This window comes from Pseudomonas sp. HUK17 (genome assembly GCF_001566765.1).
In genome coordinates this window covers 243,038-269,195 of the sequence record NZ_LSMW01000005.1, presented here as the reverse complement: position 1 = coordinate 269,195, position 26,158 = coordinate 243,038, and the positions used below count along the sequence as shown (strand labels likewise).

Annotated in this window: 22 protein-coding genes; 14 read left to right on the top strand and 8 right to left on the bottom strand. The window is 63.5% G+C overall.

Going from position 1 to position 26,158, the window contains the following annotated elements; translation table 11 throughout:
- Positions 1–78 precede the first annotated feature (78 nt).
- Positions 79–1,359 (top strand): 4-aminobutyrate--2-oxoglutarate transaminase, encoded by a 1,281-nt coding sequence (gabT, locus tag AX284_RS03305; RefSeq protein ID WP_017640890.1) that lies wholly within the window; start codon positions 79–81, stop codon positions 1,357–1,359.
- Between the two features lie 113 nt (positions 1,360–1,472).
- Positions 1,473–2,669, top strand: a complete 1,197-nt coding sequence (locus tag AX284_RS03300; protein ID WP_068383555.1) for an HDOD domain-containing protein — start codon at positions 1,473–1,475, stop codon at positions 2,667–2,669.
- On the opposite strand, the gene AX284_RS03295 is transcribed toward AX284_RS03300, so the two are convergent.
- The 6 genes from AX284_RS03295 to oscA all read right to left on the bottom strand — a co-directional run bounded on the left by AX284_RS03295 (position 2,666) and on the right by oscA (position 8,396).
- The gene (locus AX284_RS03295) at positions 2,666–4,219 is read right to left on the bottom strand and encodes a methyl-accepting chemotaxis protein (protein WP_068383551.1); all 1,554 of its coding nucleotides are present in this window, start codon (positions 4,217–4,219) and stop codon (positions 2,666–2,668) included. The genes AX284_RS03300 and AX284_RS03295 overlap by 4 nt on opposite strands.
- 142 nt (positions 4,220–4,361) lie before the next feature.
- Entirely contained in the window at positions 4,362–5,330 is a 969-nt protein-coding gene (locus tag AX284_RS03290) for a sulfate/molybdate ABC transporter ATP-binding protein (protein WP_068383549.1), read from the bottom strand.
- 6 nt (positions 5,331–5,336) lie between these two features.
- Positions 5,337–6,203, bottom strand: coding sequence for a sulfate ABC transporter permease subunit CysW (gene cysW / locus AX284_RS03285; protein ID WP_068383547.1), 867 nt, complete (start codon positions 6,201–6,203; stop codon positions 5,337–5,339).
- Positions 6,204–6,212: 9 nt separating this feature from the next.
- The gene (cysT, locus tag AX284_RS03280; protein ID WP_017640885.1) at positions 6,213–7,025 is read right to left on the bottom strand and encodes a sulfate ABC transporter permease subunit CysT; all 813 of its coding nucleotides are present in this window, start codon (positions 7,023–7,025) and stop codon (positions 6,213–6,215) included.
- A gap of 106 nt (positions 7,026–7,131) precedes the next feature.
- Positions 7,132–8,133, bottom strand: coding sequence for a sulfate ABC transporter substrate-binding protein (locus AX284_RS03275; protein WP_017640884.1), 1,002 nt, complete (start codon positions 8,131–8,133; stop codon positions 7,132–7,134).
- Between the two features lie 77 nt (positions 8,134–8,210).
- Positions 8,211–8,396 (bottom strand): sulfur starvation response protein OscA, encoded by a 186-nt coding sequence (oscA, locus tag AX284_RS03270; protein ID WP_017640883.1) that lies wholly within the window; start codon positions 8,394–8,396, stop codon positions 8,211–8,213.
- A gap of 250 nt (positions 8,397–8,646) precedes the next feature.
- Between oscA and desA the strand changes: the two genes are divergently transcribed.
- From desA to AX284_RS03255, 3 genes are all read left to right on the top strand, one after another.
- Positions 8,647–9,840, top strand: a complete 1,194-nt coding sequence (desA, locus tag AX284_RS03265; RefSeq protein WP_068383545.1) for a delta-9 fatty acid desaturase DesA — start codon at positions 8,647–8,649, stop codon at positions 9,838–9,840.
- A 113-nt stretch (positions 9,841–9,953) separates the two neighbouring features.
- Complete coding sequence (locus tag AX284_RS03260; protein ID WP_064308092.1) at positions 9,954–10,931, top strand: GGDEF domain-containing protein; 978 nt, start codon at positions 9,954–9,956, stop codon at positions 10,929–10,931.
- 804 nt (positions 10,932–11,735) lie between these two features.
- Positions 11,736–13,115 (top strand): OprD family porin, encoded by a 1,380-nt coding sequence (locus AX284_RS03255; RefSeq protein ID WP_017640880.1) that lies wholly within the window; start codon positions 11,736–11,738, stop codon positions 13,113–13,115.
- A gap of 61 nt (positions 13,116–13,176) precedes the next feature.
- Here the strand turns inward: AX284_RS03255 and aguA are convergent, their stop codons facing one another.
- Positions 13,177–14,274, bottom strand: coding sequence for an agmatine deiminase (gene aguA, locus AX284_RS03250; protein ID WP_017640879.1), 1,098 nt, complete (start codon positions 14,272–14,274; stop codon positions 13,177–13,179).
- 139 nt (positions 14,275–14,413) lie between these two features.
- Complete coding sequence (locus AX284_RS03245; RefSeq protein ID WP_007160769.1) at positions 14,414–15,790, bottom strand: glutamine synthetase family protein; 1,377 nt, start codon at positions 15,788–15,790, stop codon at positions 14,414–14,416.
- Positions 15,791–16,196: 406 nt separating this feature from the next.
- Here AX284_RS03245 and AX284_RS03240 point away from each other — a divergent pair, with 406 nt between their 5' ends.
- The 9 genes from AX284_RS03240 to AX284_RS03200 all read left to right on the top strand — a co-directional run bounded on the left by AX284_RS03240 (position 16,197) and on the right by AX284_RS03200 (position 26,153).
- Positions 16,197–16,946: a gamma-glutamyl-gamma-aminobutyrate hydrolase family protein gene (locus AX284_RS03240; RefSeq protein ID WP_064308091.1), complete on the top strand. Its 750-nt coding sequence runs from the start codon at positions 16,197–16,199 to the stop codon at positions 16,944–16,946.
- Positions 16,947–16,980: 34 nt separating this feature from the next.
- Positions 16,981–18,339 carry a glutamine synthetase family protein gene (locus AX284_RS03235; protein WP_017640877.1) on the top strand — a complete coding sequence of 453 codons (1,359 nt, stop codon included), beginning with the start codon at positions 16,981–16,983 and terminating at the stop codon, positions 18,337–18,339.
- Between the two features lie 22 nt (positions 18,340–18,361).
- A complete protein-coding gene (locus AX284_RS03230; RefSeq protein WP_068383544.1) occupies positions 18,362–19,726 on the top strand; it encodes an aspartate aminotransferase family protein in 1,365 nt (454 codons plus the stop codon).
- Positions 19,727–19,831: 105 nt separating this feature from the next.
- Positions 19,832–20,929: a polyamine ABC transporter substrate-binding protein gene (locus AX284_RS03225; RefSeq protein ID WP_064308089.1), complete on the top strand. Its 1,098-nt coding sequence runs from the start codon at positions 19,832–19,834 to the stop codon at positions 20,927–20,929.
- A gap of 149 nt (positions 20,930–21,078) precedes the next feature.
- Complete coding sequence (locus AX284_RS03220; protein WP_177329644.1) at positions 21,079–22,137, top strand: polyamine ABC transporter substrate-binding protein; 1,059 nt, start codon at positions 21,079–21,081, stop codon at positions 22,135–22,137.
- Positions 22,138–22,191: 54 nt separating this feature from the next.
- Positions 22,192–23,346, top strand: a complete 1,155-nt coding sequence (potA, locus tag AX284_RS03215; protein ID WP_017640873.1) for a polyamine ABC transporter ATP-binding protein — start codon at positions 22,192–22,194, stop codon at positions 23,344–23,346.
- Positions 23,343–24,251: an ABC transporter permease subunit gene (locus tag AX284_RS03210; protein WP_064308087.1), complete on the top strand. Its 909-nt coding sequence runs from the start codon at positions 23,343–23,345 to the stop codon at positions 24,249–24,251. Before potA ends, AX284_RS03210 begins: the two co-directional genes overlap by 4 nt.
- 82 nt (positions 24,252–24,333) lie before the next feature.
- Positions 24,334–25,230, top strand: a complete 897-nt coding sequence (locus AX284_RS03205; protein WP_059316118.1) for an ABC transporter permease subunit — start codon at positions 24,334–24,336, stop codon at positions 25,228–25,230.
- A 128-nt stretch (positions 25,231–25,358) separates the two neighbouring features.
- Complete coding sequence (locus tag AX284_RS03200) at positions 25,359–26,153, top strand: thymidylate synthase (RefSeq protein WP_017640870.1); 795 nt, start codon at positions 25,359–25,361, stop codon at positions 26,151–26,153.
- The last annotated feature ends 5 nt before the right edge of the window (positions 26,154–26,158 follow it).

The window sequence follows — 26,158 nt, the reverse complement described above, 5'->3', positions numbered from 1 at the left end:
TCATCGTATGCTGCCCGGAATCCGGTCCGCGCCTTTCCCGTAGCCGGCCGCCACGATGAGCGGCCATCGAGGACTGCAATGAGCCACACCAACGATTCCCTGATGCACCGCCGCAGCGCCGCCGTCGCCCGTGGCGTCGGCCAGACCCACCCGATCTTCGTCGCCCGTGCGGAGAACGCCAAGGTCTGGGACGTCGAGGGCAACGAGTTCCTGGACTTCGCCGGCGGCATCGCCGTGCTCAACACCGGCCACCTGCATCCGCGCGTGGTGGCGGCCGTGCAGGAGCAGCTGACCAAGGTCTCCCATACCTGCTTCCAGGTGCTGGCCTACGAGCCCTACGTCGAGGTCTGCGAAAAGCTCAACGAACTGGTGCCGGGCAACTTCCCGAAGAAGACCGCGTTGTTCAACTCCGGCTCCGAAGCCGTGGAGAACGCCGTCAAGATCGCCCGCGCCGCTACCCAGCGCGCTGGCGTCATCGCCTTCTCCAGCGCCTACCACGGCCGCACCATGATGACCCTGTCGCTGACTGGCAAGGTCGCGCCCTATTCGGCCGGCATGGGCCTGATGCCCGGCGGCGTCTATCGCGCGCTCTATCCCTGCGAACTGCACGGCATCAGCGTCGATGACGCCATCGCCAGCGTCGAGCGCATCTTCAAGAACGATGCGGCCCCTGGCGACATAGCGGCCATCATCCTCGAGCCGGTGCAGGGCGAGGGCGGTTTCTATGCCGCGCCCAAGGAATTCATGCAGCGCCTGCGCAAGCTGTGCGACACCCACGGCATCCTGCTGATCGCCGATGAAGTCCAGTCCGGCGCCGGTCGTACCGGCACCTTCTTCGCCATGGAGCAGATGGGCGTCGACGCCGACCTGGTGACCTTCGCCAAGTCCATCGCCGGTGGCTTCCCGCTGTCGGGCGTGACCGGCCGGGCCACGGTGATGGATGCCGTCACCCCTGGTGGCCTGGGTGGCACCTACGCCGGCAGCCCCATCGCCTGCGCCGCAGCCCTGGCGGTGATCGAGACCTTCGAAGAAGAGAAACTGCTGGACCGCTCCAAGGCCGTGGGCGAGCGCCTCACCGCCGGCCTGCGCGAACTGGCCACCAAGCACGCGCAGATCTGCGACGTCCGGGGTCTGGGCGCCATGATCGCCATGGAGCTGGGCAAGGGTGGCGATATCGAGCAGCCCGACGCCGAGCTGACCAGCCAGATCGTGGTCCGCGCACGCCAGAAGGGCCTGATCCTGCTTAGCTGCGGCAGCTACGGCAATGTGCTGCGCATCCTCGTCCCCCTGACCGCCAGCGACGAAGAGCTGGATCGCGGCTTGGCCATTATCGGCGAGTGTTTCACCGAATTGGCCTGAGTCCTGCCCAAACCGCCCTCCTGGAGGGCGGTTTTTCTGTGATGTACTTGGCATTATTTCTGCTTTGACGCATCATCCGCCGCTTCGCTTTCCTCAAGCAGGAGTGGGTTGGGATGCCGCCCCTGATACTCATCGTCGACGCCAATCCCTGGACCCGTGACCTGCTCAAGTCATTGGTGCTGGCCGTGCGCGCCGATGCCCTGGTGCATGAATACGGCCATGGCTATCAGGCCCTCGCCGAACTGGATCAGCGCAAGAGATGCGCCCTGATCATCGTCGAGCGACCGGCCGATTGCGACGGCCTCGACCTGCTGCGGCGCATCCGCCAGCGCGGTGCCCAGCCACTGCAGCCGGTGATCCTGCTGTCCGACCATTCCGATGCCGCCTATGTGCGCGCCGCCTTGCGCCTGGCACCAACGGCCTATCTGGTCAAACCCTATGCAGCGGAAGAGGTGTTGCGCCGTCTGCGCAGTCTGTTGCCACCGGCGGATGACGCCGCTCAGGCGGCGAGGGCTGCGGCCCTGGGCTCGCTGGACGATCATCTGCAGCGCATGGCCGCCGAAATCGACGCCGTGCCGCTGTTCGCCGATCTGCCCGCTATCATCCAGCGCTGCCGCGAGAGCGAGAGCTGCAGCCTGGGCGAGCTGGAAACCGAATTCGGCCAGGATCCGCTGGTCACGGCGACCCTGATCGCCGCGGCCAACAGCGCCTCTCAGCGCGTCGGCCAGTCCTGCCAGACCCTCAGCCAGGCCCTGCCGCGGCTGGGCGTCGGCTTTACCCTCAATCTGGTATTGGGCCTGAGTCTGCGACGGGCGACGCGTCTGACCGACCCGCTGCTGGCCACGCGCGCCGAAGGCTATCTGCATCTGGCCCAACGCGCTGCCGACTGCGCGCGTCTGCTGGCGCTGCGCTATGCGCGCGAAGACGCCGAGCGCTGCTATACCGCCGGCCTGCTCCATCGGCTAGGTGAGCTGGCCGTATTGCAAGGTGTGCAACGCTGGTGCGACGGGGGCGGCGTTCTCGAGGAGGCAGCGCTGGAGCGCGCCCTGCTGAGCTACAGCCTGGAGTTCTCCGCGGAATTGCAGCGGCACTGGCGGCTGCCGCTGGAATTGCGCGAACTGGTGACAGCGGTACACAGCCTGCACGGCGTACTGCCCAAGCCGTCGCTGATCCTGCATCTGGCGGCGCAGGCGGCGAATCCTGCTCCGGGCGAATCCCTCGAGGCCCTGCTCGAGCACAAGGCCGGGCGTATGCTCGGGCTGGAAGCCGCGGTCTGGCAGCTGGCGGTCACCCAGCTCAAGTTGGGCTAGCGCGCGGTGTCGGGGCGATAGCCCAGGCGCAGTCCACCCCAGTGCCGACCGTTCACCAGGATCGGCACCGAGAGGTCGTGCATCACCTCGCCGGTGTCCCTCATATAGGTCTGCAACAGCAGGCGGCGCTGATGACTGCCGCAGCGCTTGCCGGTGCGATCGCTGAAGAGGCGCTTGCTGCGACTGCGCGCCGTATCCACCGCCACATCGCCGGTGGGCGCCTGGGCGAAAGCGCGGTTGTGGGTGGGCACATAGCCCTCAGGCGTACAGGCGATGGCGAAGACCAGGCCGGGATGCTGGTCCAGCAGCGGCTCCTGGATCGCCGGTAGCACACCATCGGTGTAGCTGTCGAAGCGGGTGCGGTACTTGGCCGGCTGGCTGCCGGGCACGGGCTGGTACTGGCGGTCGAAGAGGGCGTCCTGGGTGATGCGCCCGGCGGCCAGGTCTTCCTCGAAGCGGCGACCGATGGCATCCGCGCCCTGGCGCGCCAGTTCGAAGATGCGCTGGTGATAGCTGTCCAGACCGACCTCGGCCAGGCGTTCGCTGCTGGCTTCGGCCATGTCCACCAATTCATCGGCGGCGCCGCTGAGGCGGCTGGTCTGACGCTCGCTGTCAGCGAGATCGCTGTGCACCTGCTCCACCGCCTGGGCCAGGCTTTCCAATTGGGCGAGATTGGCCGAGGTGCCCTGGGCGATGTCCGCGGCCTGGCGCTCGGCGGTCTGCGCCAGCTGGGCGATCTCCTGCAGGCCTTCGCCCGTGCGTTCGACTTGGCGCACGCCATCTTCCAGCGCCTGGGCCAGTTCCTGGATCTGCGCCACCACGGCCTCGGTCTGCTGGCCGATATCGGCCACGATCACGCCCACCTCGCCGGTCGCGCTGGAGGTCCGCGCCGCCAGGCCACGGACCTCGTCGGCGACCACCGCGAAGCCGCGACCGTGCTCGCCGGCCCGGGCGGCTTCGATGGCGGCATTGAGCGCCAGCAGGTTGGTCTGGCTGGCGATGGCCTGGATGACCTCGGTGACCTGCTGGATCTTGTCGGTGCGGGCGCTCAGACCCGCGATCAATTCCCGACTCTGGCGGGCGTGCTCGCTGAGCGCGCGGATGGCGGCGATCGCCGAGTTCAGGGCCTCCCGACCGGCCTCGCTGCGCTGGTGCACCTGCTGCGCCACCGCCAGGGCCTGGCGGGCGCTGCCGGCGCTGTCGTGCTCGGTCTGGGTAAGGGACGCGGCGCTGCTGGAAATCTGTGCGGCCGTGCTGGCTTGAGATTGCACCCGGGCCGCCAGTTGCTGGGCGGCGAAGGCCACCCCGGCGATGGCCACGGCGTTGCGCGCCGTACTGCGCGAAAGATCGCTGGTCAGCTCGTCGAAGGACTGGGGCGGGGCCGGCGGCGCGACAGGCTTGCGCAGCAGCAGTAGCCAAGGCCAGAGGGCTGCCACGAGAACCAGTCCCAGGCCGGCGGTGGAGGGCAGCGCCAGCCCCTGCCAGAGTAGCAGCGCAGCCACGAGGATGGCCAGGTGAAGCGACAGCACGACGGGCCAGCGCCTGGGCATGCGACCTCCTTGTGATTCGGCTCGATCGATTACGAAATGTGACGTGGGTCAGCTTCGTCGATCATGGATCCAGCTTTCCGGAGGTTGCAACCGCTGTCTGATCCAGGCGGCTACGACTTTGGTCTTAGCCGCCTGCTGCAGCTCAGGGCGTACGCGGCAGGAAATGCAGCGGCGCACCGCGTTGCAGACCGGCCAGCGCCGGGTGGTCCTTGACCAGTTCCACCTCGATCACCTCGGTCTGCTCCGGCACCTTCAGGGTCACCCGGGTAATGGCGCCCAGCGGGCGAATGTCGCGCACTTCGGCGGCGTGATAACCCGCTCGCGGCTCACGCTCCAGCTCCACCTCGTGCGGACGGAACAGTACCTCCTGCTCGCCCAGGGCCAGGCGGTTGGAATCACCGAGGAAGTGATAGACGAAGTCGCTCGCGGGTTGCTCATAGACCTCGCCGGGCGAGCCGACCTGCTCGATCTGCCCCTTGTTCATCACCACGATACGGTCGGCCACTTCCATGGCCTCTTCCTGGTCATGGGTGACGAACACCGAGGTCAGGTGGATCTCCTCGTGCAGCCGTGCCAACCAGCGGCGCAACTCCTTGCGCACCTTGGCATCCAGGGCGCCGAAGGGTTCGTCGAGCAGCAGGATCTTGGGCTCCACCGCCAGCGCGCGGGCCAGGGCGATGCGCTGGCGCTGACCACCGGAGAGCTGTTCGGGATAGCGGTCGGCCAGCCAGTCGAGCTGCACCATGTTCAGCAGTTCGTGCACCTTGCTGGCAATCTGCGCCTCGCTCGGCCGCTCCCGGCGCGGCTTCATGCGCAGACCGAAGGCCACGTTGTCGAACACCGTCATGTGGCGGAACAGCGCGTAATGCTGGAAGACGAAGCCGACGTTGCGATCGCGCACGTCACGTCCGGAGACGTCTTCACCGTGGAAGCCGATGTTACCGGTGTCCGGTGCTTCCAGACCGGCGATGATGCGCAGCAGGGTGGTCTTGCCGCAGCCGGAGGGGCCGAGCAGGGCGACCAGTTCGCCGCTCTCGATGTGCAGGTTGATGTCCTTGAGCGCCTGGAAGGCGCCAAACCTCTTGTTGATATCCTGGATCTCGATACTCATGGCGCCTTATTCCTCGTCACGGTGCTGCAGTTGGTGGCTCAGGCGACTCTCGCTCCACTGCCGCAGCAGGAGGATCACCAGGGCCATCATCAGCAGCAGGATCGCCACGCTGAAGGCGGCGACGATGTTGTATTCGTTGTAGAGAATCTCGATGTGCAGCGGCAGGGTATTGGTCAGGCCGCGGATGTGGCCGGAGACCACCGACACCGCGCCGAACTCGCCCATGGCCCGCGCGGTGCAGAGCACCACGCCATAGATTAGCGCCCATTTCACGTTGGGCAGGGTCACGTGCCAGAACAGTTGCCAGCCACTGGCGCCCAGCAGCCGTGCGGCTTCTTCTTCCTGGGTGCCCTGTTCCTGCATCAGCGGGATCAGTTCGCGGGCCACATAGGGAAAGGTGACGAAGATCGTCGCCAGTACGATGCCGGGCACGGCGAAGACGATCTGCACGTTCACGCTCTGCAGATAGGGGCCCATCAGCCCCTGGGCACCGAACAGCAGCACATAGATGAGACCGGCGATCACCGGCGAGACCGAGAAGGGCAGATCGATCAGGGTGATCAGCAGGCTCTTGCCGGTGAACTCGAACTTGGTGACGCACCAGGCCGCCGCCAGGCCGAAGGCCAGGTTCAGGGGGACCGAGATGGCGGTGGCGAACAGCGTCAGCTTGAGGGCCGAGATCGCGTCCGGTTCGCTGATGGCGTCCCAGAAGGCGCCGATGCCATTGGCCAGGCCTTGGCTCAGTACCATGTACAGCGGCAGCACCAGGATCAGTAGGAAGATCAGCCAGGCGCTGGCGATCAGCGCGATGGCCACCGGCGTGCGCTGCTTGTTGGCGCGCGCATCCGCCTTGGTCGACGTCATGAGGCTCATGCGGACTCCTTAGATGTTGGGCTGGATGCGGCGCTGCAGGATGTTGATCAGCAGCAGCATGACAAAGGACACCAGCAGCATGAACACGCCGATGCCAGTGGCGCCGGTGTAGTCGTACTGGTCCAGCTTGGAGACGATGAGCAGCGGCAGGATCTCGGTCTTGAACGGGATGTTGCCGGCGATGAACACCACCGAGCCGTACTCGCCCACGCCGCGGGCGAAGGCCAGGGCGAAGCCGGTCAGCCAGGCTGGCAACAGCGTCGGCACCAGCACATAGCGAAACACCTGCCAGGGGCGGGCACCCAGGCAGGTGGCGGCTTCCTCGATCTCCTTGGGGATGTCCGCCAGCACCGGCTGCAGGGTGCGCACCACGAAGGGCAGGGTGACGAAGATCAGCGCCAGGGTGATGCCGATCGGGGTATAGGCGATCTTGAAGGGAAACAGCGAGCCGATCAGGCCGTTGGGGGCATAGAGGGCGGTCAGGGCGATGCCGGCCACCGCGGTGGGCAGGGCGAAGGGCAGGTCGACCATGGCATCGATCAGCTTGCGCCCAGGGAACTCGTAGCGCACCAGCACCCAGGCCAGCAGGGTGCCGAGGATGCCGTTGACGAAGGCGGCGAGCAGGGCGGTGCCAAAGGACAGCTGCAGCGCGGCCAACACCTGGCGACCGGTGATCAGCGACCAGAATTGCCCTAGGCTCAGCTGGCTGGCATGGAGAAACATGGCGCCCAGCGGGATCAGCACGATCAGCGCGAGGTAGGTCAGGGAGAAGCCCAGGGTCAACCCGAAGCCGGGTATGACCGGGGAGAGACGGCGAGACATGAGGCGTCCTTCTGCAAGGCGCCCCGGCGATGCATTCGCCAGGGCGCAGAGGGGTGGAACGATACCTGTTCCGGGCCGGTCAGCGTGAGCCGTCCCGGCTGCGGTGCTACTTGTTGATGTCGGCGAAGATCTTGTCGAACACGCCGCCGTCGGCGAAGTACTTGGGTTGCGCCGCTTTCCAGCCGCCGAATTCCTGGTCGATGGTCACCAGCTTGACCGGCTTGAACTGATCCTTGAATTCCGCCGCCACCTTGGCATCGCGAGGACGATAGAAGTTCTGCGCGGCGATGCGCTGACCCTCGGGGCTGTAGAGATACTGCAGATAGGCCTCGGCCTGCTTGCGGGTACCCTTCTTGTCGACCACCTTGTCCACCACGGCTACGGGCGGCTCGGCCAGGATCGACAACGACGGGGTGACGATCTCCAACTGGTCGCCGCCTTCTTCCTTCAGGGACAGATAGGCTTCGTTTTCCCAGGCGATCAGCACATCACCCAATTGGCGCTGCACGAAGCTGATGGTGGCGCCGCGGGCGCCGGTGTCCAGCACCGGGGCGTGGCGATAGAGCTCGGTGACGAATTTCAGCGCCTCGGCATCGCTGCCGTACTTGGCCTTGGCATAGGCCCAGGCGGCGAGGAAGTTCCAGCGGGCACCGCCGGAGGTCTTGGGATTGGGCGTGATGACCTGGACGTCTTTCTTCACCAGATCGTCCCAATCCTTGATGCCCTTGGGATTGCCCTTGCGTACCAGGAAGACGATGGTCGAGGTGTAGGGGGTGCTGTTGTCCGCCAGGCGCTTCTGCCAGTTGGGGTCGACCAGTTGCTGGTGCAGGTTGAGGGCATCGATGTCGCCGGACAGCGCCAGGGTCACCACGTCGGCCTGTAGGCCATCGATCACCGAGCGCGCCTGCTTGCCGGAGCCGCCATGGGAATTCTTGATGCTCACGTCTTCGCCGGTTTCGGCCTTCCAGTGCTTGGCGAAGGCCGCGTTGTACTGCTGATAGAGCTCGCGGGTCGGGTCGTAGGACACGTTGAGCAATTCAACGGCGTGGACCTGGGTGGCGAACAGGGCACCGGCCAGCGCGGCCAGAGCGAAACGGCGAATCGACATGAAAAGACTCCTTGACGTGAGAAAGCCGGACACCGTCTGGCGGGCACCGTGCCCGCTCGTCCGCTGACCTCGAGAATTCAATGCTTGTTGGCTTGGCCGCTCTGGGGCCGGAATTTTTCCTTGCGCTCGATCTGCACCACCTGACCGTTGTGCACGGTTATCTCGATGGCGCCGAATCTCAGCCCGCGCAAAGCCTGCTGGATATCGCGGAGCAGTGCGGTTTCGTCCTGGTTTTCCAGGCTGCGGAACGGAACGGAACTCATGGATGGCGTCCTCGTGTGCAGAGGTGGGCGAAAGAGTGGCGCCATCTTAGGGGGCTGATCTTTATTTCTTAAAATTGCTAATAATGCTTTGTTTATTCGTTTTTAGAATTAACACTCTGTGAAGGACACGTTGTGTAGCAAAAGGGAGGGCTGGATTTATCACCCACCCTGGCAATAATGCGCGAACGCCTGTTCACTGAACTTTAGGTGACAGTTGCACTACACAACCCGCGCGAGGTCCTTTGCGTCCATGAGTTACAACGGCCTGCTCGACCTGTCGGTCTGGCAACTGGTGGTGGTCACCCTGCTGCTGACCCACCTGACCATTGTCAGTGTCACCGTCTACCTGCATCGCTACTCCGCCCACCGCTCGCTGGAATTGCATCCCGCGCTCAAACACGCCTTCCGCTTCTGGCTGTGGCTGACCACGGCGATGAATACCCGTGAATGGACCGCCATTCACCGCAAGCACCACGCCAAATGCGAAACCGAAGAGGACCCGCACAGTCCGGTGCACAAGGGCCTCGCCACCGTGGTCCGGCGCGGCGCCGAGCTGTACAAGGCCGAGGCGAACAACGCTGATACCCTGCGCATCTATGGCAAGAACTGCCCGGATGATTGGATCGAGCGCAAGCTCTACTCCAATCCCCGCACCCGCAACCTGGGTGTGGTGCTGTTGCTGCTGATCGACGTCGCCCTGTTCGGCGCCCTGGGCCTCACCGTCTGGGCCGTGCAGATGGTCTGGATTCCCTTCTGGGCTGCTGGCGTGGTCAATGGCCTGGGCCATGCCGTGGGCTATCGCAACTTCGAATGCCGCGATGCCGCCACCAACCTCATCCCCTGGGGCATCGTCATCGGTGGCGAAGAGTTGCACAACAACCACCATACCTATCCCAACTCGGCCAAGCTGTCGGTCAAGCGCTGGGAGTTCGACATGGGCTGGGCCTGGATCAAGCTGTTCACCTGGCTGCGCCTGGCCAAGGTCAATCGCGTCGCCCCCATCGCCCATCGCATCGAAGGCAAGGGTCAGCTGGATATGGATACCGCCATGGCCATCCTCAACAACCGCTTCCAGATCATGGCCCAGTATCGCAAGCAGGTGATCGGGCCACTGCTGCGGCAGGAGCGAGGCAGTGCCACGCCCTCCCAGCGCCCGCTGTTCCGTCGGGCGCGCGGCCTGCTGGCGCGGGAAACCAGTCTGCTCAAGGCCCGTCATCAGGTGCGTATCGATGAATTGCTCGAACACAGCCAGGCACTCAAGCTGATCTACGAAAAGCGCCTGGCGCTGCAGCAGATCTGGGCGCGGACCAGTGCCAACGGTCACGATATGCTGGCCGCGACCCGGCAGTGGATCGGCGAGGCCGAAGCCAGCGGCATCCAGTCGCTTCGCGAATTCGCCGAACAGCTGAAAACCTATTCCTTGCGGCCGGCTGGAACCGCCTGAGAAAGGCTTCACAAAAGCCCACCGAAGCGGTGGGCTGCTCTATGCGGGGATTGAACCAGGCTGGTTTCAGCTGTCTCTAACTCCCTCAGGACCCCGCGTAGGCGCATATGTATATGGATGAACAACCCTCTCTGTCTGCTCTTCCCACTCCGGAAGAGAATCTGCTGGCTCTCCTGCATTCGCGGGCCGAGACAGATCGCCTGCGTGACCGGGAGCAGCTGTTCAGCGCGCTGCTGGAAAGCGTCAACGCAGTGCTCTGGGCCCTGGACTGGCGCACTCGCCAGATCATCTATGTCAGCCCCGCCTACGAACAGATCTTCGGCCGCTCCCAGTCGCTGGTACTGACCGACTACAGCACCTGGCTCAATAATATCTACCCGGACGACCTCGAATACGCCCAGCGCACCTTGGAACAGGTGATAGAGCAAGGCGCCATAGAGTCGCGCGAATACCGCATCATCCGCGCCGATGGCGAAATCCGCTGGCTCAGCGACAAGTGCTTTGTCAGTCAACGCAGCGAGGCGGGCATGCCGCTCCTGGTGGTGGGCATCGCCGAAGACATCACCGACAAGAAGCGTATGGAGGAGGAGCTGCAGCGGCTCGCCACCACCGACGTCCTGACCCGCAGCAGCAATCGTCGGCACTTCTTCGAAAGTGCCCAGCGCGCCTTCGAATTCGCTCAGAACGAAGGCGAGCCGCTGGCCTTCCTGCTGCTCGACATTGATGACTTCAAGAAGATCAACGATCGCTTCGGCCACCAGATGGGCGACCAGGTGTTACAGCGTGTTGCCGAGTGCGGGGTCCAGACCACTCGTCGAGGCGATCTGTTCGGCCGCATCGGCGGCGAGGAATTCGCCCTCTTGTTGCCAGGTTGCGACAGCGACCTCGCACTGCAGATCGGGGGCCGACTACAGCGCGCCGTGCGCCAATTGGCCGTACCCACCGCCGAGGGGCCGTTGAAGGTCACCATCAGTCAGGGTGTCACCGTCCTGCGTGAGGGCGATGAGTCCCTCGACACTCTTTATGTACGGGCCGACGAGGCCATGTACAAGGCCAAGCGCCAGGGCAAGGATCAAGTCGTCCAAGGCTGAAGCCCTTGGCAGATGTTCCAGAGCCGTACCTCCAGGTCTGGCTCTCGGATACCAGCGTGCCAGTTCCGATCATGCCTAGCCTAGCCTAGTCCTCGGTGCCCGGTAGCTTCATCCTCTCCCCAGTCAGCTGGCATGGACTCCTTTCTTCCCCCTCTTGCCCCGGCAGCCTGACGCTATCCACAGCTGTTTGTGGAAGCCGGCGAGTTGGCACCCGCTGAATGGAAAGTCTGTTTCCAAGCCGCTAACGCGTCGTAACCACTGTGATGCGGGATGTCAGGTTTCACGCGGCGGACGAGGCGTGTCATGTGCTGGGCGAGTCGGCCCTGGAAGCCGTAGCAAAAAATTACAAGTCCTTGAAGAGCGCAGGGAATTTCTCTGGATCCAGCATTCGATGACGGACTGCAAGGGTTTTCCAATGCCTTGAAAAGCCCGTCCTAGAGCGGAAAGTCGCAGGCTATGAGCTGGCCTTTTTTCAGGAAAAGGCCAGCCTTTCCGGTGCGGTATGCGGGGAAGGTTCCCTACAGCCATGACCGACCAGTCTAAGGGGAAGACCACAGAGCGGGTTTTCAACGAGGTATCGCTAGACGAAATGCTTTTTTGCAATTAGCTTTCGCAACGTGGAAGACGGTGGCAGGGGACCTGTGCTTGAAGTCGCAAATTAAAAGTCGACCAAGCCCGGGATAATTCTCCAAATTGAAACAAAAGCCCTCTAGCTTTCCCTTCCGCACGGCCCGTCGGGCATACCACCAGCAGACGCTGACACCTCTGGTGGCTGCATAACAACGATTCACCCCTGGAGCACACATGGTCAAGAAGCCACTGGTGGTCGCGGTCTCCGCGGCCTGTCTGAACCTGTCCCTCATTGCCGCCGCCAACGCTGCCGGCTTTATTGAGGACAGCAAAGCAACCCTGAGCCTGCGCAACTTCTACGAGAATCTCGATAACCGCAATGGCACCGCCAACCCGTCGACCAACCGGGAATGGGGTCAGGGCTTCCTGCTCAATTATCAGTCCGGCTTCACTCAGGGCACCGTTGGCTTCGGTGTCGACGCGATCGGCATGCTGGGTCTGCGTCTGGACGGCGGCGGCCGTGCTGGCAAGACCGACGGCTCCAATCAGCCGGGCACCATGTTCCCGCGTGAAACCGACGGCAGCTCCGTCGACGAATTCAGCACCGTTGGCGCTACTGCCAAGATGAAGATCTCCCAGACCGAATTGCGCTACGGCACCCTGATGCCCAAGCTGCCGGTCATCACCTTCAACGATGGTCGTATCCTGCCGCAGACCTTCCTGGGCGGTCAGGTGACCTCCAAGGAAATCAAGGACGTGACTCTGACTGCTGGTCAGATCGAACACGTCAAGGGCCGTGCTTCCAGCAACTACGAAGAAATGTCCATCGCGGGCTCCAACAGTGGTTCCACCGCGCGTGACAGCAACCAGTTCCGTTTCGCCGGTGCCGACTACAAGGTCACCAAGGACCTGACGCTGCAGTACTACTTCGGTCAGCTGGAAGATTTCTACAGCCAGCATTTCCTGGGTCTGACCCACAGCGTCAAGCTGGGTGAAGGTACCTTCAAGACCGATCTGCGCTACTTCGACAGCAACGGCGATGGCGCTAACAAGAATGCCGACACCCAAGGCGCGCTCTATGCGTCCAGTGGTTACTACGGCCGCACCGCCACTGGCGCCGTTACCCGTGGCGAAGTGGACAACCGTCTGTACAGCGCCCTGTTCACCTACTCGATCAAGGGCCACACGTTCGGCGCCGGCTACCAGGGTAGCAATGGCAACAGCGACTTCCCCTTCCTGAACCAGGGTGATGGCGCTTCCGCCTACATCATCACCGACCTGCAGATCAACAAGTTCGCCCGCTCCGGTGAAGACACCTGGCAAGCTCGCTACTCCTATGACTTCGGTCAGCTGGGTATGAAGGGTCTGACCGCCGGTATCATTTACCAGTACGGCGATAACATCCGCACCCGCAATGGCGACTACATGGAGTGGGAACGCGATCTGACGCTGAGCTACGTGGTCCCGGAAGGCCAGCTGAAAGGTCTGGGCTTCACCTGGCGTAACGCTTCGCTGCGCTCCGACCTGCCGGCAGCCAGCACCCAGGGCGTTCCGGGTCAGCGCGATCAGGACGAAAACCGCTTCATCGTCAGCTACACCCTGCCGCTGCTCTAAGCCGAGCTCAGGTCAGAAAAAAGCCCGTCGAAAGACGGGCTTTTTTCGTTTCCGCCGGAAATCAGCGGCCGGTCGGCTGCTGCTGGGTGATGCAGTGGATGTTGCCACCGCCCAGCAGGATCTCGCGTCCGGGGACCTGGATCACCTGGTGCTCCGGGAAGCAGGCCTGCAGGGTACGCAGGGCCTCGGCATCCTCGGGGACGCCAAAGGTCGGCGCTATGATGCCGCCGTTGACGATCAGGAAATTGACGTAGGAGGCGGCCAGACGCTCGCCAGCCCGGCGCGGCTGGGTACCCAGGCAGGCGTCTACGTCGCGGCATTCTTCCTCGCTGGCGAACAGCGGACCTGGGGTAACAATGCGGTGCACTTTGAGGGTGCGGCCGCGGGCATCGGTTTCACGCTCCAGCACGGCCAGGGCCTCGCGGCACCGGCCGTAGTTGGGATCAGCCTGGTCGTCGCACCAGCTCAGCAGCACCTCGCCCGGGCGCACGTAGCAGCAGAAGTTATCCACGTGGCCGTTGGTCTCGTCATTGTAGAGACCGTGGGGCAGCCAGATGACCTTGTCCACCGCCAGGTAGTCGCTCAAGTAACGCTCGATCTGCGCACGATCCAGGTGTGGATTGCGGTTGGCGTTGAGCAGGCATTCCTCGGTGGTGATCAGGGTGCCTTCGCCGTCGACATGGATGGAGCCGCCTTCGAGGACGAAGTCCGGGGTGCGATAGCCCGGCAGATTCTCGATCGCCAGGATCTTGCCCGCTACCTGGTCGTCGCGCTGCCAGGGAAAGTAGAGACCACCGTCCAGGCCGCCCCAGGCATTGAAGCTCCAGTCCACACCGCGCACGCCGCCCTGGTCGTCGCTGACGAAGGTCGGGCCGGAATCGCGGCACCAGGCGTCGTCATTGCTGATTTCCACCACCCGGATGTTCGGATGCTGCAGGCGGGCGCGGGCATTTTCGTACTGCTGCGCCGAGGCACCGATGGTGACCGGCTCGAAGCGGGCGATGGCCTGGGCCACGGCGGTGAAGGCCGCCTGGGCAGGCTTGCCGCCCAGGCGCCAGTTGTCCGGTCGCTCGGGCCAGACCATCCAGATCTGGCGCTGGTCGGCCCATTCGGCCGGCATGTGGAAGCCATCGGCACGCGGCGTGGTGAGGGTGGTCATGGCGAAGCTCTCCGTCCAGAGTCGTCGTGGGTGATAAAGGGAAAGATCGGCAGGGCGCCACGAGCGTGATTACGCGCAGGGCTCCGGCGGTACTGCAGCGCACCTGCCGACCGGTGCAGGACCGGTCGGCAGGCGGTGCTTACACGGTGTGCAGGTACCAGTTGTACTCGAGGTCGGAGATGGAGTGCTCGAACTCCTCCAGCTCGTGCTCCTTGCAGGCGACGAAGATGTCGATGTACTTCGGATCGATGTACTCCGCCATCACCGAGCTGTCGTCCAGGTAGCGCAAGGCATCGCGCAGGTTGTTCGGCAGGCTCTGCTCGTGCTGCTCGTAGGAGTTGCCCTCGGTGACCGGGCCGGGCTCGATCTGCCGGGTCAGGCCGTGGTGTACCCCGGCCAGGACGCCGGCCAGCAGCAGGTAGGGGTTGGCGTCGGCGCCAGCCACTCGATGCTCGATGCGGTGTGCCTCCGGCGTACCGGTGGGGACGCGCAGGGCGGTGGTGCGGTTGTCCAGGCCCCAGCTCGGGGCATTGGGCACGAAGAACTGCGAGCCGAAGCGCCGATAGCTGTTCACGTTGGGACAGAGAAAGGCCATGCAGGCGGGTAGGGTCTCGAGCACACCGCCGATGGCATGACGCAATGCGGCGTTCTGCTCGGGATCCTCGCCGGCGAAGATGTTGCGACCTTCCTTGTCCAGCAGGGAGATGTGCACGTGCAGACCATTGCCCGCCTGGCCCGGATAGGGCTTGGCCATGAAGGTGGTGTCCATCTCATGGTCGTAGGCGACGTTCTTGATCAGGCGCTTGAGCAGTACGGCGTAGTCGCAGGCCTTGATCGGATCGGCGACGTGATTGAGGTTGACCTCGAATTGCGCTGGCGCCGATTCGGCGACGATGGCGTCGGCCGGAATGCCCTGGGCGCGGGCGCCGTCGATGATGTCCTGCAGGCAGTCGGCGTATTCATCCAGATCGTCCATCGAGTAGACCTGGACCGATTGCGGACGCTTGCCGGAAATGGGTGAGCGCGGCGGTTGCGGGCGGCCGTTGATGTTCTCCTGATCGATCAGATAGAACTCCAGCTCGAAGGCGGCGCAGACGGTGAGTCCGAGCTCGTCGAAGCGCTGGACGACCTGGCGCAGGACCTCGCGGGGGTCGGCGAAGAAGGGCTCGCCTTCCATCTCGTGCATGGTCATCAGCAGCTGCGCGGTGGGGCGCTTCTGCCAGGGTTCCATGGAGAGGGTGTCGGTGATAGGGAAACAGACGCGGTCGGCATCGCCGATGTCGAGCCCGAGACCGGTGCTTTCGACGGTGGAGCCGGTGATGTCGAGGGCGAACAGCGAAGCGGGGAGGTTGATTCCTTTCTCGAAGACTTTGGGCAGATTGTTGCGCTCGATGCGTTTGCCACGCACCACGCCATTCATATCCGCAATCAGAAGATCGACGAACTGGACCTCAGGGTGCTCCCTGAGGAAGTCGGTCGCTTCATCCAAACGAACGGCACGCGGGGGTACCGACATGATGAAACACCTTTGCTTTTGGCTGCGCTCGACAAAACGGTTAGCGCCTGATGCGCCTGTTTGCCCAGTGGGCCAACCGCAGTGAGGGCACGAGTGCCCGCTGTCGATCCGACAGCGACCTGAGAGTACGGTCTCGCCTGCGCTCCGACGCTTTGCCAGCGCCCCTGTTAAAAATATCAATCAGCGGAGTTACCACCCTGGAGTCAATCCGAAAGGCGGAGCAAAGTCAACTGGCGGAAAGCCTGCTCAGGGGTGGTGCGCAGGTGCCTGTTTTTGGCGCATTCATGAGCGCTAGAACGCCTCTGTTGCGCCGCTTCTGTGCAGAATCCCGAAACTTTTTACCGGTGGTTGTGAAAAATAACGAACAAGACTAGGCTCGGATGATTCCTGTTCAACCCGGTGCCCCATGTCCGCGCTGCCCCTCATAGGTGTCACAGCCTGTACCAGGCAACTAGGCCTGCATCCCTTTCACATCGCTGGCGACAAGTATCTGCGCGCGGTGGTGGAGGGGGCCGAGGGCATGCCGCTGGTGATTCCGGCCCTCGCCGACCTCATCGCCACCGAGACCCTGGTAGAGCGTCTGGACGGTCTGCTGTTCACCGGTTCGCCGTCCAATGTCGAACCTCGCCATTACCAGGGCCCGCCCAGCGAGCCCGGCACCCTGCACGATGCGGCGCGCGACGCCGTGACCCTGCCGCTGTTGCGCGCCGCGGTGGCTGCGGGCGTGCCGGTGCTGGGCATCTGCCGGGGCTTCCAGGAAATGAACGTGGCCTTTGGCGGCAGCCTGCACCAGAAGGTGCATGAGGTCGCTTCCCTCATGGATCACCGCGAGCGCGGCGAGACCCTGGAAGAGCACTATGGCTTGCACCATCCGGTCGAGGTCCAGCCAGGTGGCCTGTTCGAGACCCTGGATCTGCCGGCGCGCTTCGAGGTGAACTCCATCCATGGCCAGGGTATCGAGCGCCTGGCGCCGGGGTTGCGCGCCGAGGCGCTGGCCCCCGATGGCCTGATCGAAGCCGTCTCGCTTCCCGAGGCCCGCGCCTTCACTTGCGGTGTGCAGTGGCACCCGGAGTGGAAGGTACGCAGTCACCCAGTCTATCTCGCTTTATTCAAGGCGTTCGGCAAGGCCTGCAAGGAGCGCGCTGCCGGCCGCTGATGCTGTTCACCCCGCTCGAACCTTCGAGGTCTTTATGAGCACCCCGCTTGACCGGCTCACCGCCTGGTTGAAAGAACGCAAGATCACTGAAGTGGAATGCCTGGTAGCCGATCTGACCGGCATCGCCCGCGGCAAGATTTCTCCCACCGCCAAGTTTCTCAACGAAAAGGGCATGCGCCTGCCGGAGAGCGTGCTCCTGCAGAGCGTGACCGGGGACTATGTCGACGACGACATCTACTATGAATTGCTCGACCCGGCTGACATCGACATGCACTGTCGGCCGGATGATCGCGCGGTGTTCCTGGTGCCCTGGGCGCTGGAACCCACCGCCCTGGTGATCCACGACACCTACGACAAGCGCGGCATCCCCATCGAGCTGTCGCCGCGCAACCTGCTCAAGAAGGTGCTCAAACTCTATGCCGAGCACGGCTGGCAGCCCATCGTCGCGCCGGAAATGGAGTTCTACCTGACCAAGCGCAGCGACGACCCCGACTATCCGCTGCAGCCGCCGGTAGGCCGCTCCGGTCGCCAGGAAACCGGGCGCCAGTCCTTTTCCATCGACGCGGCCAACGAATTCGATCCGCTGTTCGAGGACATGTACGACTGGTGCGAGGCCCAGGAGCTGGATCTGGATACCCTGATCCACGAGGAAGGCACCGCCCAGATGGAGATCAACTTCCGTCACGGCGATCCGTTGCACCTGGCCGACCAGATCTTCGTCTTCAAGCGCACCCTGCGCGAGGCGGCGCTCAAGCACAACGTCACCGCCACCTTCATGGCCAAACCCATGACCGGCGAGCCCGGCAGCGCCATGCACCTGCACCAGAGCGTGGTGGATCTCAAGACCGGCAAGACGGTGTTTTCCAACCCCGATGGCAGCATGAGCGAGCTCTTCCTGCACCATATCGGCGGTCTGCAGAAATACATTCCCGAGGCGCTGCCGCTGTTCGCGCCCAACGTGAATTCCTTCCGCCGCTTCCTGCCCGATACCTCGGCGCCGGTCAACGTGGAGTGGGGTGAGGAGAACCGCACCGTGGGCCTGCGGGTACCGGATTCCGATCCGCAGAATCGCCGGGTGGAGAATCGCCTGGCGGGCGCCGATGCCAACCCCTATCTGGCCCTGGCCGCCAGCCTGCTGTGTGGCTACCTGGGCATGGTCGAGAACGTCTCGCCCAGCGCCCCGGTGCAGGGCCGCGGCTATGAGCGCCGCAACCTGCGCCTGCCGTTGACCCTGGAAGCCGCCCTGGAGCGCATGGAGCAGTCGGCCACCCTGGAGCGTTATCTGGGGAGTCGTTTCACCCGTGGCTACGTCGCGGTGAAGCGCGCCGAACATGAGAATTACAAGCGCGTGATCAGTTCGTGGGAGCGGGAATTCCTGCTGCTCAGCGTCTAACCGCGATTCAAGGAGAGGCTTCGTGACTACCTTTACCACCGCCCATTGGCAGGACCTGAGTCGTCGGCACCTGCTGGCGCCCTTCACCGACTATCGCCAGCTCAACGAGAAGGGCGCACGCATCATTACCCGTGCCGAGGGTGTGCACCTCTGGGACAGCGAGGGTCAGCGCATTCTCGACGGCATGGCCGGGCTCTGGTGCGTCAACGTCGGCTACGGCCGTGAAGAGCTGGTCGAAGCGGCCAGTCGCCAGATGCGTGAGCTGCCCTACTACAACCTGTTCTTCCAGACCGCCCACCCGCCGGCGCTGGAGCTGGCCAAGGCCATCGCCGAACTGGCACCGGAGGGCATGAATCACGTGTTCTTCACCGGTTCGGGCTCGGAGGCCAACGACACGGTGCTGCGTCTGGTGCGCCATTACTGGGCAACCAAGGGCCAGCCGGAGAAGCGGGTGGTCATCGGCCGCTGGAATGGCTACCACGGCTCGACCATGGCCGGCGCCAGCCTGGGCGGCATGGCGGCGATGCACGAACAGGGCGGTCTGCTGCCCGACATCGTGCATATTCCGCAGCCCTACTGGTTCGGTGAAGGTGGCGAGATGAGCCCGGAGGAGTTCGGCGTCTGGGCGGCCGATCAGCTGGAGCAGAAGATCCTCGAGGTCGGCGAAGAGCGTGTCGCCGCCTTTATCGCTGAACCCATCCAGGGTGCCGGCGGGGTGATAGTGCCGCCGGAAAGCTATTGGCCGCGGGTGCGCCAGATCCTCGACAAGTACGACATCCTCTTCATCGCCGACGAGGTCATCTGCGGCTTCGGTCGCACCGGCGAATGGTTCGGCAGCCAGTACTACGGCAATGCCCCGGACCTGATGCCCATCGCCAAGGGGCTCACCTCCGGCTACGTGCCCATGGGTGGCGTGGTGGTACGCGACGAAGTGGTCAGGGTGCTCGACGAGGGTGGCGAGTTCTATCACGGCTTCACCTATTCCGGGCATCCGGTGGCCGCCGCCGTGGCCCTGGAAAACATCCGCATCCTGCGTGACGAAGGCATCGTCGACCGGGTTCGCAACGCCACGGCACCCTATTTGCAGAAACGCTGGGCCGAGCTGGCCGACCATCCGCTGGTGGGCGAGACCCGCGGTGTCGGCATGGTGGCGGCGCTGGAATTGGTGCGCGACAAGAAGACGCGGACGCGGACGCGGTACGAGGGTGGGGCGGGCATGCTCTGCCGTGAGCACTGCTTCCGCAATGGGCTGGTGATGCGTGCGGTGGGCGATACCATGATCATCGCCCCGCCTTTGGTCATCACGCCCGAGTCCATCGACGAGCTCGTCACCCTGGCGCGCCTGAGTCTCGATCAGACCCATGCGGTGCTACGTCAACGTGGCTAATGGCCGGCAAGGCTTGAGCGCGGCGGCGGACCTTGCCAGACTGCGCGCGGGCGCTGGCCGCGCACCGAATCAAAAGACCAACGATGACTTGAGGAGCACCACCGCATGAATGTTTTTGGCAAGACTCTTCTAGCGCTGAGCCTGGCCGGCCTCTTTGCCGGCAACGCCTCGGCGGACCCCAAGGTCCTGCACGTCTACAACTGGAACGACTACATTGCCGAAGACACCATCGCCAACTTCGAGAAGGAGTCGGGGATCAAGGTGGTCTATGACGTCTATGACAGCAACGAGACCCTCGAGGCCAAGCTGCTGGCCGGCCGTTCCGGCTACGATGTGGTGGTGCCGTCCAACTCCTTCCTGGCCAAGCAGATCAAGGCCGGCGTCTACCAGCCGCTGGACAAGTCCAAGTTGCCCAACTACAGCAACCTGGATCCGCAGCTGATGAAGACCCTGGAAGTCAGCGATCCGGGCAACCAGTACGCCATCCCCTACCTGTGGGGCACCATCGGCATCGGCTACAACCCGGCCAAGGTCAAGGCTGCCCTGGGCGACAATGCCCCGGTGGATTCCTGGGACCTGATCTTCAAGCCCGAGAATCTCTCCAAGCTCAAGGGCTGCGGCGTGGCGGTGCTGGATTCGCCCACCGAGATCATTCCCGCCGGCCTGCACTACCTCGGCTACAAGCCGGATAGCCAGGATCCCAAGGAGATCAAGGCGGCCGAGGAGCTGTTCCTCAAGGTGCGGCCGTACATCACCTATTTCCACAGCTCCAAGTACATCTCGGACCTGGCCAATGGCAACGTCTGCGTGGCGGTCGGTTACTCCGGCGACATCGCCCAGGCCAAGGCCCGTGCCGCCGATGCCAAGAACGGCGTGACCGTGGCCTACAACATTCCCAAGGAAGGCGCCGGTACCTTCTTCGACACCATGGCCATTCCCAAGGATGCCGAGAATCCCGAGGGCGCGCTCAAGTTCATCAACTACCTGATGGAGCCCAAGGTTATCGCGGCGGTCAGCGACTATGTGCAGTATCCCAACGGCAACAAGGCGGCCACCCCGCTGGTGGCCGAAGAGATCCGCACCAACCCGGGGATCTATCCGACCCAGGAAACCATGACCAAGCTGTATGCCTTTCCGGATCTTCCGGCCAAGACCCAGCGTCTGATGACCCGTACCTGGACCACCATCAAGTCCGGCAAGTGATTACTGCCGCCGCGTGCGGCTGAAAGGACGGCACGCCGGAGTCGCTCCGGCGTGCCGTACGTCTGTATGGACCGCTGAAAGGGTGTCGCCGTCGATGCCCATCATGAAAGGAGCCGCCCGTGCTTTCGTTGCGTAAAACCCTGCTGGCCATGGCCACCCTGACCGTCATGGGAACCGCTGTCGCCGACCCGACGGTACGTGTCTACAACTGGAGCGATTACGTCGGCGAGACCACGCTGGAAGACTTCCAGAAGGCCACCGGCATCACCCCGGTCTATGACGTCTTCGATTCCAACGAAACCCTCGAAGGCAAGCTGTTGGCCGGCCACACCGGCTACGACGTGGTGGTGCCTTCGAGCAACTTCCTGGCCAAGCAGATCAAGGCAGGCGCCTTCCAGAAACTGGACAAGAGTCAGCTGCCGAACTGGCAGAATCTCGACCCGGCCTTGCTCAAGCAACTGGAAAAGAGCGATCCGGGCAATCAATACGGCGTGCCCTACCTGTGGGGCACCAACGGCATCGGGTACAATGTCGACAAGGTCAAGGCCGCGCTGGGTACCGACAAGCTCGATTCCTGGGCCATCCTGTTCGAACCCGAGAACCTCAAGAAGCTGAGCAAGTGCGGCGTCTCCTTCATGGATTCGCCCGATGAGGTCTATCCGGCGGTACTGCAATACCTGGGACTCGATCCCAACAGCACCAACCCTGACGACTACAAGAAGGCCGAGGCACAGCTGCTCAAGGTGCGGCCCTACATCACCTATTTCCATTCCTCCAAGTACATCTCGGACCTGGCCAACGGCAACATCTGCGTGGCCTTCGGCTATTCCGGCGATGTCTTTCAGGCACGTTCGCGTGCCGAGGAAGCGAAGAAGGGCGTCAACATCGGCTACGCGATTCCCAAGGAGGGCGCGAACCTCTGGTTCGACCTCTTGGCCATCCCCAAGGATGCCAAGAACGTGAAGGAGGCCCATGCCTTCATCAACTATTTGCTGCAGCCCGAGGTCATCGCCAAGGTCAGTGACTATGTCGGCTACGCCAACCCCAATCCCAAGGCGGGCGAGCTGATGAATGCCGAGCTGCGGCAGGACGAAACCGTCTACCCGCCTCAGGCGGTGATGGACAAGCTGTACGTCATGAAGGAGCTGCCCCCGCAACTCCTGCGCCTGGAAACCCGTAGCTGGACGCGGGTCAAGTCCGGCAAATAACCAACGCTAAGCGGACCGGCCCGGCCGGTCCCCGATTTTCCTGGGGAGATGTACATGGCGACCGCCACCAGTGCCTTCAAGAAAGCCGCCACCGGCGACAAGAAAGCCAAGGAAGTCCTGGTCAAGATCGACCGGGTCACCAAGAAGTTCGACGAAACCGTCGCTGTCGACGACGTCTCCCTGACCATCAACAAGGGTGAGATCTTCGCCCTGCTCGGCGGCTCGGGTTCGGGCAAGTCGACCCTGTTGCGCATGCTGGCCGGTTTCGAGCGGCCCAGCGAAGGACGCATCTTCCTCGATGGCGAGGACATCACCGACATGCCGCCCTACGAGCGGCCGATCAACATGATGTTCCAGTCCTATGCGCTGTTCCCGCACATGAGCGTGGAGCAGAACATCGCCTTCGGCCTCAAGCAGGACAAGCTGCCCAAGGCCGAGATCGACGCCCGCGTGGCCGAGATGCTCAAGCTGGTGCACATGACCCAGTACGCCAAGCGCAAGCCGCACCAGCTCTCCGGTGGCCAGCGCCAGCGGGTGGCCCTGGCGCGTTCCCTGGCCAAGCGACCCAAGCTACTGTTGCTCGACGAGCCCATGGGCGCCCTGGACAAGAAGCTGCGCTCGCAGATGCAGCTGGAACTGGTGGAAATCATCGAACGCGTGGGCGTGACCTGCGTGATGGTGACCCACGACCAGGAAGAGGCCATGACCATGGCCGAGCGCATCGCCATCATGCACCTGGGCTGGATCGCCCAGGTGGGCAGCCCCATGGACATCTACGAGACCCCGGCGAGCCGGCTGGTCTGCGAGTTCATCGGCAGCGTCAACATCTTCGACGGCGAGCTGACCGACGATGGCGCCGACCACGCCATCATCCACAGTCCGCAACTGGAGCGGCCGATCTACATCGGTCACGGCATCAGCACCCGTGCCCAGGAAAAGCAGGTCACCTTCGCCCTGCGGCCCGAGAAGCTGCTGATGGGCACCAGCCTGCCAGCGGATCACGAGCATCCCGACTACAACTGGTGCAGCGGCACCGTGCATGACATCGCCTACCTGGGTGGGCACTCGGTCTATCACGTCAAGCTGGGGACCGGGCCCATCGTCCAGTGCTTCATCGCCAACGCCGAGCGTCTCGGCAAACGACCCACCTGGGACGACGCCGTGGTGGTGTACTGGGAAGACGACAGCGGCGTGGTACTGCAAGCATGACCAGACCTCCCTTGCTCAAGCGCCTGCTCGATGGCCGCCGCCTGACCATTGGCGTGCCCTTCGTCTGGCTGTTCCTGTTCTTCCTGCTGCCGTTCCTGATCGTGCTCAAGATCAGCTTCTCGGTGGCGGACGTGGCCATCCCGCCCTATACCGAGCTGTTCAGCTACGCCGATCAGCAACTGGATATCGCGCTCAACTTCGGCAACTACCTGATGTTCGCCGGCGATCCGCTGTATCTGGATGCCTATCTCGGCTCGCTGAAGATGGCCGGCATCAGTACCCTGATCTGCCTGCTGATCGGCTATCCCATGGCCTATGCCATCGCCCGCGCCAGTCGCGAGAAGCAGACGGTGCTGCTCCTGCTGATCATGATGCCGACCTGGACCGCCATTCTCATCCGCGTCTATGCCTGGATGGGGCTGCTCTCCACCAATGGCCTGATCAACAGCTTCCTGATGAATCTGGGCATCATCAACAGTCCGCTGCAGATGCTCAACACCAACTTCGCGGTGTACCTGGGGATCGTCTATTCCTATCTGCCGTTCATGATCCTGCCGTTGTTCGCCAATCTGGTGAAGCATGACCTGACCCTGCTGGAAGCCGCCGGCGACCTGGGTGCCAGTCGTTTCACCAGCTTCTGGAAGATCACCGTGCCGCTGTCCAAGAACGGCATCATCGCCGGCTGTATGCTGGTGTTCATTCCGGCGGTGGGGGAGTTCGTCATTCCCGAACTGCTGGGTGGCCCGGAGACCCTGATGATCGGCCGCGTGCTCTGGCAGGAGTTCTTCAACAACCGTGACTGGCCGGTGGCCTCGGCGCTGGCCGTGGTGATGCTGCTGATCCTGATCGTGCCCATCGTGCTGTTCAATCGCAACCAAGCCAAGGAACTGGAGGGCAAGCTGTGAGCCAGACAGCCATTCTGTGCCCATCGTGCTGTTCAATCGGCTCTCCAATCTGGAGCCGAGCCAAGGAACTGGAGGGCAAGCTATGAGAGGCCTCAAGTTCACCAACCTGATGCTGGTGCTCGGACTGCTGTTCATCTATCTGCCGATGGTCATCCTGGTCATCTACTCCTTCAACGAGTCACGCCTGGTGACCGTCTGGGGTGGCTGGTCGGTGAAGTGGTACGTCGGTCTGCTGGACAACACCCAGCTGATGAGTGCGGTGTTCCGCTCCCTGGAAATCGCCTTCTATACGGCCATCTCCTCGGTGATCCTCGGGACCCTGGCGGCCTTCGTGCTGACCCGGATCCCACGCTTCCGCGGCCGCACCGTGTTCGGCGGCATGGTCACGGCGCCGCTGGTGATGCCCGAGGTGATCACCGGTCTGTCGCTGCTGCTGCTGTTCGTCTCCATGGCGCAGCTGATCGGCTGGCCGCAGGACCGCGGCGTGACCACCATCTGGATCGCCCACACCAGCTTCTGCGCCTCCTATGTGGCGGTGGTGGTCTCTTCGCGCCTGCGCGAACTGGACCTGTCCATCGAAGAGGCGGCCATGGACCTGGGCGCCCGCCCCTGGAAGGTGTTCCTGCTGATCACCATCCCCATGATCGCGCCGTCGCTGGCGGCGGGTGGCATGATGTCCTTCGCCCTGTCGCTGGACGACCTGGTGCTGGCGAGCTTCGTGTCCGGTCCCGGCTCCACCACCCTGCCCATGGAGGTGTTCTCCGCGGTGCGCCTGGGCGTGAAGCCGGAGATCAACGCCATCGCCAGCCTGATCCTGCTGGCGGTCTCGCTGTTCACCTTCTTCGCCTGGTACTTCACCCGGCGCGCCGAGAAGAAGCGCTTGCAAGGCTTGCAGGAGGCCATGGATGCCACGGCCTCGGAGATCACCCAGCGCGAACGCGAGACGGCGACCCTCACGGCGCCGCCAGCCAACAGCTAAGAGCTAAGCGACGAGAAGCGGCCTTCGGGCCGCTTTTTTTGTGCCCCGCTGCTGGCTGCGACAAGCGCGACCGCTCCCGCAGGGCGCGATTTGATACCATTTGGCTTTTGCCAGGTAGCGCTCCCGCCATGAAACAGTACCTCGACCTGATGCGCCACGTGCGCGAACACGGCACCTTCAAGAGCGACCGCACCGGCACCGGGACCTACAGCGTCTTCGGCTACCAGATGAGATTCGATCTGGCCGAGGGCTTTCCCCTGGTCACCACCAAGAAGTGCCATCTCAGATCCATCATCCACGAGCTGCTGTGGTTCCTGCAGGGCGAGACCAACATCCGCTATCTCAAGGACAACGGCGTTTCCATCTGGGACGAGTGGGCCGACGAGAATGGCGAACTGGGCCCAGTCTACGGCTACCAGTGGCGCAGCTGGCCGGCACCGGATGGTCGCCATATCGACCAGATCGCCGGGGTGGTGGACATGATCCGCGCCAAGCCCGATTCACGCCGCCTGATCGTCTCGGCCTGGAATCCGGCGCTGGTGGACGAGATGGCCTTGCCGCCGTGCCACGCGCTGTTCCAGTTCTATGTCGCCGATGGCCGCCTGAGTTGCCAGCTCTACCAGCGGTCCGCCGACATCTTCCTCGGCGTGCCCTTCAACATCGCCAGCTATGCGCTGCTGACCCTGATGGTGGCCCAGGTCACCGGGCTGCAGCCGGGCGAATTCATCTGGACCGGCGGTGATTGCCATCTCTATGCCAATCACCTGGAGCAGACCGATCTGCAGCTGACGCGCGAACCGCTGCCACTGCCGACCATGAAGCTCAATCCGGCGGTACAGGACCTGTTCGCCTTCCGCTTCGAGGATTTCGAGCTGGAAGGCTACCAGGCCCATCCGCACATCAAGGCACCGGTCGCGGTCTGACGCCG